At 58.2% G+C, this 8,745-nt stretch carries 6 protein-coding genes; 4 read left to right on the plus strand and 2 right to left on the minus strand.

Annotation, left to right across the window (positions count from 1 at the left end; genetic code table 11):
- The coding region (locus VGM48_RS13825) for a serine hydrolase domain-containing protein (protein ID WP_331580041.1) at positions 1-1,256 on the minus strand (1,256 nt) is incomplete at its 3' end.
- A 62-nt stretch (positions 1,257-1,318) separates the two neighbouring features.
- Here VGM48_RS13825 and VGM48_RS13830 point away from each other — a divergent pair.
- Genes VGM48_RS13830 through VGM48_RS13840 form a run of 3 tightly spaced genes read left to right on the plus strand, consistent with a single transcriptional unit; the run spans position 1,319 to position 7,798 of the window.
- Complete coding sequence (locus VGM48_RS13830; RefSeq protein WP_331580043.1) at positions 1,319-3,154, plus strand: cytochrome-c peroxidase; 1,836 nt, start codon at positions 1,319-1,321, stop codon at positions 3,152-3,154.
- Positions 3,155-3,187: 33 nt separating this feature from the next.
- Positions 3,188-4,738, plus strand: a complete 1,551-nt coding sequence (locus tag VGM48_RS13835; protein ID WP_331580045.1) for a metallophosphoesterase family protein — start codon at positions 3,188-3,190, stop codon at positions 4,736-4,738.
- Positions 4,739-4,786: 48 nt separating this feature from the next.
- Positions 4,787-7,798, plus strand: a complete 3,012-nt coding sequence (locus VGM48_RS13840) for a hypothetical protein (RefSeq protein ID WP_331580047.1) — start codon at positions 4,787-4,789, stop codon at positions 7,796-7,798.
- A gap of 292 nt (positions 7,799-8,090) precedes the next feature.
- Here the strand turns inward: VGM48_RS13840 and VGM48_RS13845 are convergent, their stop codons facing one another.
- Positions 8,091-8,501 carry a T9SS type A sorting domain-containing protein gene (locus VGM48_RS13845; protein ID WP_331580051.1) on the minus strand — a complete coding sequence of 137 codons (411 nt, stop codon included), beginning with the start codon at positions 8,499-8,501 and terminating at the stop codon, positions 8,091-8,093.
- On the opposite strand from VGM48_RS13845, the gene VGM48_RS13850 reads away from it, so the two are divergent.
- Positions 8,387-8,745: Dabb family protein (locus tag VGM48_RS13850; RefSeq protein WP_331580049.1), on the plus strand; the 359-nt coding region annotated here is incomplete at its 3' end. The genes VGM48_RS13845 and VGM48_RS13850 overlap by 115 nt on opposite strands.

Below are 8,745 nucleotides of genomic sequence, written 5' to 3' on the forward strand. Positions count from 1 at the left end.
AAGGCCGAATAGATGACCTGTTCGAGGCGGTGTTCGAAGTCGCCGTGGGAGTTGGGGGTCTGCTGGGTCATGATGAGGCAGACGACGTGGTTGGCGGGGTCGGCCCAGTAGGTGGTGCCGAAGAAGCCGCCCCAGGAGAAGGTGCCTTCGCCGCGGACTTCGCGGGCGGCGGAGAGGGGGCTCGTGATCTCGAAGCCGAGGCCGAAGTTGTCGGCGCCGTTGAAGAGGAAGGAGAGCTGGCCGCTGGTCATCAACTGGACAGTTCGGGGAGAGAGGATGCGGGCGCCGTTGTAGGTCCCGCCGGATAGCATCATTTGCAGGAATACCGCATAGTCCCAGGCGGTGGAGGTGAGGCCGGCGCCGCCGGAGAAATAACGCTTATGGGCGAGGGGATAGCCGGGATCGATGGTGGTACGCTCTTTTGTCCAGGGAACGACGTGCTCCAGGGAGTCCTCGGTGTAAACTTTTGTGAGCCGGCCGGCCTTGCCGGCGGGGATATTGAAGCGGGTATCGTTCATCCCGAGGGGACGAAAGACGTTGTCGACGAGATAGTCTTCGAGGTTCTTGCCGCTGATCACTTCGATCAGACAGCCCAACACATCCACACTCAGGCTATACATCCATTTTTCGCCGGGCTGGTTGATCAGCGGCAGGCCGCCGAGTTTTTCCATGGTCGTCTTCAGATCGAGATCGACTGTGCCGAGACCCGAGGGGATACCGGCCTTTGCATAGATGGCCCGGCCTTCCTTTGTGCCGATGCCGGAATAGTCGAGGCCGGAGGTATGGGTGAGCAGATGGCGAAAGGTGATGGGTTTTTTGGCGGGGACGGTGGTATAGCTGCTGTCGGCGGGGTTGAACTTATCGACGACTTTCATATTCTTGAAGGCGGGGAGGAAATCGCTGATGGGCTCGTCGAGATAGAATTTGCCTTGCTCGAACAGCTGCATGATGCCGACGCTGACGATGGCCTTTGTCTGGCTGGCGATGCGGAAGAGATCGTCGCGGCGCATGGGTTTGTTTGCTTCTTTATCGGCATAGCCATATCCCTTATATTGAACGACATGGCCATTCTTTACCACCAGGGTGACGACGCCATTGACCCAGCCTTTGCTGATATAGCCATTGACGAAGCTGTCGATGCGGGCGAGGCGGTGGAGGTCGACTGAAGGGTCGGGGGCGACGACAAGGGTCTGGTTGGATTGGGCGCAAGTGGAAAGGGTGAAAAAGGTGAGAAGCAGCGGGAGCAGCTTTTTCATGTGACGTAGTTTACGTTAAGATAATGCTTTTTTTGGGATGGGGCCGTTACCTTTACCGCCCGATGCGCGTATTTATTCTTTCTTGTCTGTGTATGGGGTTGATGGCCGCCTCACAGTGGGTAGGGCCGGCGGGCTACTCGCCGGGCGTGGAGGGCGCCGTCGATTATTTCCGCAAGGCGGCGGGAGAGTTTGCCGTCAGCTGTACGCAATTGCGGAAGGCGGTGGAAGGGCCCGAAGACCTGGGAGCGTTGCGGCTACGCCTTGCGGACGCAAGGCTGCGGTACAAACGAATCGAATCCTTTCTTGAATATTTTTTCCGGAGCAGCGCGACGATCTATAACCGGCCGCCGAAGTTCGAGGCGGAGGACGGGGGAATGGAGTACCAGGAGGCGGTGGGGCTGCAGCTGATGGAAGCGTTGCTTTATGCGCCGGCGCCGGATCGCCACGCGTTGTTGGAACAGGCGAAGGCCGTGGAGAGCAGTGCAGTCGATCTGCCGGCGTTGCTGTATGAATTGAAGGCGGATGACCGGCAGCTGCTGGAGAGTTTGCGGATAGAGTTGATCCGGGTGATCGCGCTGGATATTACGGGCTATGAGGCGCCACTACTGAAAAGTGGGATCGTTGAATCGCGCGCGGCGATGGAGGCGATAGAGATGCAGTTGCGGCCTTATCTCGATGGCGGCAAACGGGCGGATAGTGTGGGGCGGTATTTGGGAATATGCCTGGACCTTTTGAAGGGAGATTTCGATGGGTTTGACCGCGTTCGGTTCCTACGGGAGGCGGCGCTGCCGCTGCAGCGGCAGTTGGGGTTGTTTATCCGGGAGAAGGGGTTGCAGCTGAATACGACGAAGACTTTGAACTATGCCGCAGAGGATATTTTTTCGCCGGATGCTTTTTTGGTTCGGAAGTTTCCGGGAGGAACGGCCGAAGCTGGCGGCGCGGCGGATTCGGCGGAGCTGGCGGCACGAGGGCGGCGGCTTTTCTTTGACTCGAGTCTTTCGGGCAACGGGCGGAAGAGTTGCGCATCCTGTCATAATCCATCGCGGGCCTTTACGGATGGACTTCCGGTGAGCATTGGCCTGGACGGGCACGAACGCCTGGACCGCAACGCCCCTACCCTGTTGTATAGCGCCTACCAGTTCTCGCAGTTTTGGGACGGTCGGGTCAAGAGTCTTGAGGAGCAGATACGCACGGTGTTGCACAACCCAAGGGAGATGGGGGCGACGACGGTGCGGGAAGGAGACGTGGCGGCGATTGCGGCGTATGTACGGAGTTTGCATCCGATGAATTCGCTTTTCGACCGATATATCCGGAGTGGGCCGGGCGATGAAGGAGGTTTGCGGGGGCGCGGCGCGCTATCTGACGGGTCGCTCTCCGCCGGGGCGCTCTCCGCCGGGGCGCGAAGGGGTGCGAATCTTTTTATGGGTAAGGCGCAGTGCGCGACCTGTCATTTTATTCCTTTCTTTAACGGGCTGATCCCACCGGATTATGCGGTGTCGGAGTTCGAGGTGCTGGGGACGACGGAGGGGGATGATTTTGGGCACCCGCGGCTCAGCGGGCTTGGGGACGGGCTGCGGCTCAGCGGGCGCGGGGACGGGCTACGGCTGAGCAGGGATTCGGGGCGGTATGGGGCTTATCCCCTACCCTTTTTCCGCGGGGCATTCAAGACGCCGACGGTGCGGGATGCGGCGTTGACGGCGCCGTATATGCACGACGGAGGATTCCGCAGCCTGGAGACGGTGTTGCAATTCTATAATGCGGGGGGCGGCGCCGGGATGGGCTTGAGCGTCCCCGATCAAACGCTTTCGTCCGACTCATTGCGGCTTTCGACGGGCGAGATGAACGACATTATCCTTTTCATCCGTACGTTGACGGATAGCCTATCGATGGCGCCTTAACTTTGGCTTAATATACACGAACTACATTCGCACATGGTAAAGAAAATAGCTCTGATGCCGGCGCTGCTGCTGATCGTGGCCGCGCTTTCCGCCCAACGGCCTGTCAGCCCCATTCGCTCCGTTCTTCTTCGTGGTCCTTATCTGCAAGCCGTTACCCCGACCTCGGCCGTCGTGCGCTGGCGCACGGATGTGCTGACCCGGGGGATCGTGCATTTTGGCCGGAGTGCCGATTTCCTCGACCGGAATGTGCAGGACACCGTGCTGGGAACGGAGCACCAGCTGCGCCTCGAAGGATTGCAGCCCTACACCCGTTATTTTTATTCGATCGGTTCCTTCAAGGATACCTTACAGATCGGCCCCAACAACTATTTTATGACGCTGCCGACCCCGGGCACGGAAGCGATGTACCGGATCGCCGCGGTCGGTGATTGCGGGAACAACTCGGTGAACCAGCGGAATGTTCGCGACGCCCTGCTCAAATACCTGGGCGGCTATTATCTCAACGCCTGGATCCTGCTTGGCGACAACGCCTATTCCACGGGCCGGGACGCAGAGTTCCAATCCAATTTCTTCAATGTCTATAAGGACAACCTCCTTCCCAAATACCCACTTTATCCGAGTCCGGGCAACCACGACTATTATGACGGCGACTCCACCGAGGAGAAGGTTCAACACACCCACCAGGTAGCGTATTTCCACAATTTCACGATGCCGGTGAACGGGGAAGCAGGCGGCGTGCCTTCGCATAACCCCGCCTTTTACTCCTGGGACCTGGGGAATATCCACTTCCTGTCCCTCGACAGCTACGGCATCGAGCAGGATCAATACCGCATCTATGACACGCTGGGGCCGCAGGTCCAATGGATCAAGCAGGACCTGGACGCCTATCAGCATAAGGGTTGGGTGATCGCCTACTGGCACCATCCCCCGTATACAATGGGTTCGCACAATTCGGACCATGAGTCGGAACTGGTGCATATCCGCGAGAATTTTATCCGCATCCTGGAACGCTATGGTGTCGACCTGATCATCTGCGGTCACAGTCATGACTACGAACGCAGCCAGCTGATCAAGGGTCACTACGGGCTGGAGACGTCCTGGGATTCTTCGTCCTATGTGGTTCAGCACAGCTCGGGGAGATATGACGGCAGCCCGAACAGCTGTCCTTTCCTGAAAGACCCGGCCAACAGCTATTCAGGAACGGTCTACATCGTGAGCGGCAGCGCCGGGCAGCTTGGCGGCAAGCAGGCCTCGTTCCCCCATGATGCCCTACCCTATTCGGATGCGACGCATGGCGGGTCGGGGATGCTGGAGATCCAGGGGGACCGGCTGGACTGGAAATGGATCTGCGCCGACGGGGAGATCCGGGACCATTTTACGATGATCAAGAATACCCGCAGTCCGCATATCGTCACGGCCACGAAAGGTGAGAGCGTGACGCTAACGGCCCCCTTCAGCGGGACCTGGAGCAACAAGGCTACCGGTTCGAGCATCACGGTCAAGGTTTCCGGTAACAAAGTATACACCGTAAAGGATGCTTCGGGTTGCGTCCAGGAGCGTTTCGAGGTGCAGGTACCTAAATAGGGTATTGCCAAAGCGGGAGCAATTAGCTATATTTCGCTTTTTTACTATATGAACCTCGCTTCGCAACACCGCTTTTATGGGCTTGTAGCCCGTAACTTTCACCGGTTTTTTTGGCCGGTGCTGGCAGGCACGCTGATCATCCTGCTGCTTCAACTGAAGGGCCAGAACGCCCTGAGAACGGACGCCGCGCCGATGGGGATCATCTCCCTGGAGCTCGGCAACTATCGCACGGACACCGCCGTCATCGCGTCCTGGAAGGGCTTTCTGCCGGATATCCCCGCGGATGATTTCTGCGAGGTGAAGGTGCAGCAGCCGACGCGGCTGGAGATAGCGCATTCCTATGTGCTTTGGGATTTTGCGTTTATCGTCTTTTATACGGCGTTGTTTATTGTGATCCTCGCCACGCTGCAAGCGGAGCGGGCCGCGAATTCGCGCCAGGTGGGCGTCAGCGCGGGCTTCTCGCATTTGCTCGTGTTGCTGGCGGTAGCCGCAGGCGGCTGTGACGTGATCGAGAACATCGGACTGCTGCAATTCACCGGGGGCGGCGGGTCGGCCGCCGCGGCGATGCTGACGCGGGCCATGGCCGTGACGAAGTTTGCGCTGCTGCTTGTGCTGATCGTCTATATCCTCTACGTTCTTATATTCCGACACTATGGCCTGCAGTGGCTTTCCTCGTATGTCCGGGTGAAGGTGTTACAGCTGTTCCGGTTTCGGCTGATCCTGCTGGGGATCGTCTTCTTCGCCGCGCCGATCTGGGTGATGAACCAGGGCCAGGACCTGCTGGTGAATACCAATGAAGGAGATATCGGGGTGATCCTGTTTGTGAGCGTGGTGGTGGTTGCGGCATTGCTCAACTGGTATCTGGCAAAGCTTTTTTTCGAATCGAAATATGTCCCGCCCTTCTGGCCGCTGAATGAGCCGGTGCTCACGAAGCCCGTGCCGCCGACGGTCTATGAAAAGGTGCTGGCCTCGGAGAAGAAAGTATCGCGCTACCTGGGGATCTGTACGATCCTTATCCCGGGGGTGGCGATCCTCAATGCGCTGGCGGCGATTCGCCTCCATTACTGGATGGATCAATTCTCGCCGATGGCGTGGCTGGCGGGTCTGCTGGTCGTCTTCTTCGTGCTGATCCAGCAAAACGTGGCCGAGAAGGCGTATCCGTGGTTTGTGGCGCGGCTGGGTGCGGGCGGGGCCCGGGTGCTGATGATCGTCGTTTTGTTAGTCCTTGCGGTCGGGTTGCCGATGCTGTTCCGTTTCATTTTCATCCCGCATAACCGGGAGTCTCCACAGTCGCTGAACTTTCTGTTCCTGGACCTGGTGCTCATCGCTTTTGCCTTTTATCTTTTTGTGAGTCTGCGGGTGTGCGCGTTTCATCCGAAGGGTTGGGTCGGCGAGAAGATAGGCCGGCTGATCCTGCCGGCGGCGGCGCTGATGGCACTGGCCTTTATCATCTATAACGTATTTCCCTTTGCCGCGATGGCGGTGGTGGGTTGCTATCTGAGCCTGCCGGTGCTGCTGGCGGGTATCGTCTTCTATACCCTGGTGATCACGCTGGTCCTGCGGGCGGGACAGATGAAGACGATCAACCTTCTCTTCTTCATTTCCCTGGGGTGGTGGCTGATCGTGATGAACGGGAGCAACGATTTTCATGCGGTCCACCGGATGCCCGTGAAGGTGGCGCCGGTGTCGCCGAGGCTGACGGATTATTTCAAACAGTGGGTGCTGGCGAGACGGGAGGAGATCCAGGCGGCGCCGGAGAGTTATCCGATCTTCCTGGTCAACAGCTATGGCGGCGGGATCAAGGCGGCGGCCTTTACCAATTTTGCGTTGTCCTATATGGATGATTCGTTGTTGCGGCGGGACAGTATGGCTGGACTGCCGCGGCGGGGCTTCGAGCATTATGTGTTTTCGTTATCGGGGGCGTCGGGGGGAACGATAGGTTCGGCGGTGCAGTGCGCGTACAGGGCGACGCATCCTGACAGTATGATGGGTCCGGGCGGCGGTCTCGTCAATCCTTATGCGAATTTCAGGGGGAATTTCGAGCGGTTTTACCGGCATGATTTTCTGACGCCGATATTGGCGGGCATCCTCGGCCGGGATATGTGGTCGTCGGGGATCGCGGATGGGTGGACGGCGTTGAAGGGGGATCTGTGGGACGATCGCGCGGCGGTCCAGGAAGAGTTATGGGCGAGATATGGACGGCAGGAGTTGGGGCTTAACCTGGACAGTGAGTTCAATTCGATTTGGGAGCCGGGAAGGGGGAAGTCGTATGAAGTTCCTTTGTTGTTTTCCAATACGCTGAATGTGGATGACGGGTTGAAGGGCGTGTGTGCGCCGGTGTCGCTGGATTTTGCGGACTTCCCGGAGGTGATCCAGATCCGCGACCGGATCAATGCGTTGAATGCGAGTGCGCGGGAGGGAGATGATACCTCGATGTCGATCTCCCTTATCACGGGCGCGTTTCTCAGCGCGCGGTTCCCGTATATCAGCCCGAGCGGGAAGATGGGGCCGGCCTTTCATTTTATGGATGGGGGCGGGAAGGACAATTCCGGCGCCGGGACGTCGGCGGCGATCTTTTATGCGTTGAGCCGGGCGATCGGGCATGAAGGACAGCGGGGTGAGGACAGCGTATATCTTTCCTTGCTGCGAAAGCTGCGGTTCTATTTCATTTCGATCTCGAACTCGGCGACGTCGACGTTGCAGATGGCGCCGACGGATGACCGGCGGATCGTGAAAAACCGGTTCGAGCCGTTGAATCCGATCGTGGGGATCATGAATAGCGGGATCACCGGGAATGCGATGGAGGCAGACAGCATGCTGCGGTCGAGGTTCCGGGATAATCCGCTTTTTGCGTCGTTGTATGGGGGATATTTTTCTATCTGGCCGAATACGTTTTGTATCAATGCGGGCACGGACAGTGCGTATTGTCCGCTGGCGCCGCTGGGGTGGCAGATCTCGGCGCCGTCGTTGAAGCGCCTGCAGGGTGGGTTTACAGTGGGGAAGTTGCGGGAGAATCCGGAGGGGGTGCTGAGTATCCTGGGGGTTAAAGGGTTGCGTTAGTGTGATACGCCCGCGCGATCTTACCGACTCCAATATTTGCATGGATAGCTCGGGCAACCGATGGATCAGAAGAAGTTCGTTTTCAATCTTGGATTGCAGACGATCTTTTTGCCGTTGTACTATTTTCAGAAAAAAAATAGTCCAGGAAATTGCTTTATTATCCATAAAAATACCCAATTATACCCAATTTTTGGGGTGCGTTAGGGATCGGCAGGAGCGCCATGCGCGATAGAGAGCCCGACGCGGCGGCGCATGAGGTTATTTGCGGCGCCGCGGAACGCCCTGGCCCTACTTATTGTTTCAAAATTTTTAGCGTTTGTTCATGACTGGCGGTGGCGATGCTGACCAGGAGGATGCCTTTTGGCGCGGTGGAGAGGTCGAGGGTGAGGTCCTGGCCGGGGTTGGCGGTGAGGTCGCTGCTGCGGAGGAGTCGGCCGTCGAGGGTGGTGACCCTGAGGCGCACGGTCTCGGGGGCGGCATTGTCGAGATGGATGGTGGCGGAGTTGACGACGGGATTGGGGTAGCAAGGGAAGAATTTTCCGGCGTTGGGAAAGAAATGACGGTTATCTTTCCGGTAAAAATCAGGATATGAAAAGAAGAAAGTTTCTGGGCGCTTCTGCGCTGACGGCCGGGGCCCTTGGGTTGGTGGGGACGGTTCGCGGGGCGAACGGGTTGGCGGAGTTTGCGGGGGGAGGAGGATCAGGGGCGAAAAGACCGCCGGTGGTTCATCATGTGTTTTTTTGGCTGAAGAATCCGCAGTCCGTGGACGATCGGGATAAGTTAGTGGCGGGATTGAAGACGCTCGGCGGGATCCCGTTGATCAAAGAACTGCATGTCGGCGTACTGGCGGATACGGAGAAGCGGGATGTCGTCGATTCCTCCTGGCAGGTGTCGGAGCTGATGTTCTTCGACGATCTTGCGGGCCAGAAGAACTACCAGGATCATCC

Source organism: Puia sp. (genome assembly GCF_036500295.1).
In the GTDB taxonomy this organism is placed as follows: domain Bacteria; phylum Bacteroidota; class Bacteroidia; order Chitinophagales; family Chitinophagaceae; genus Puia.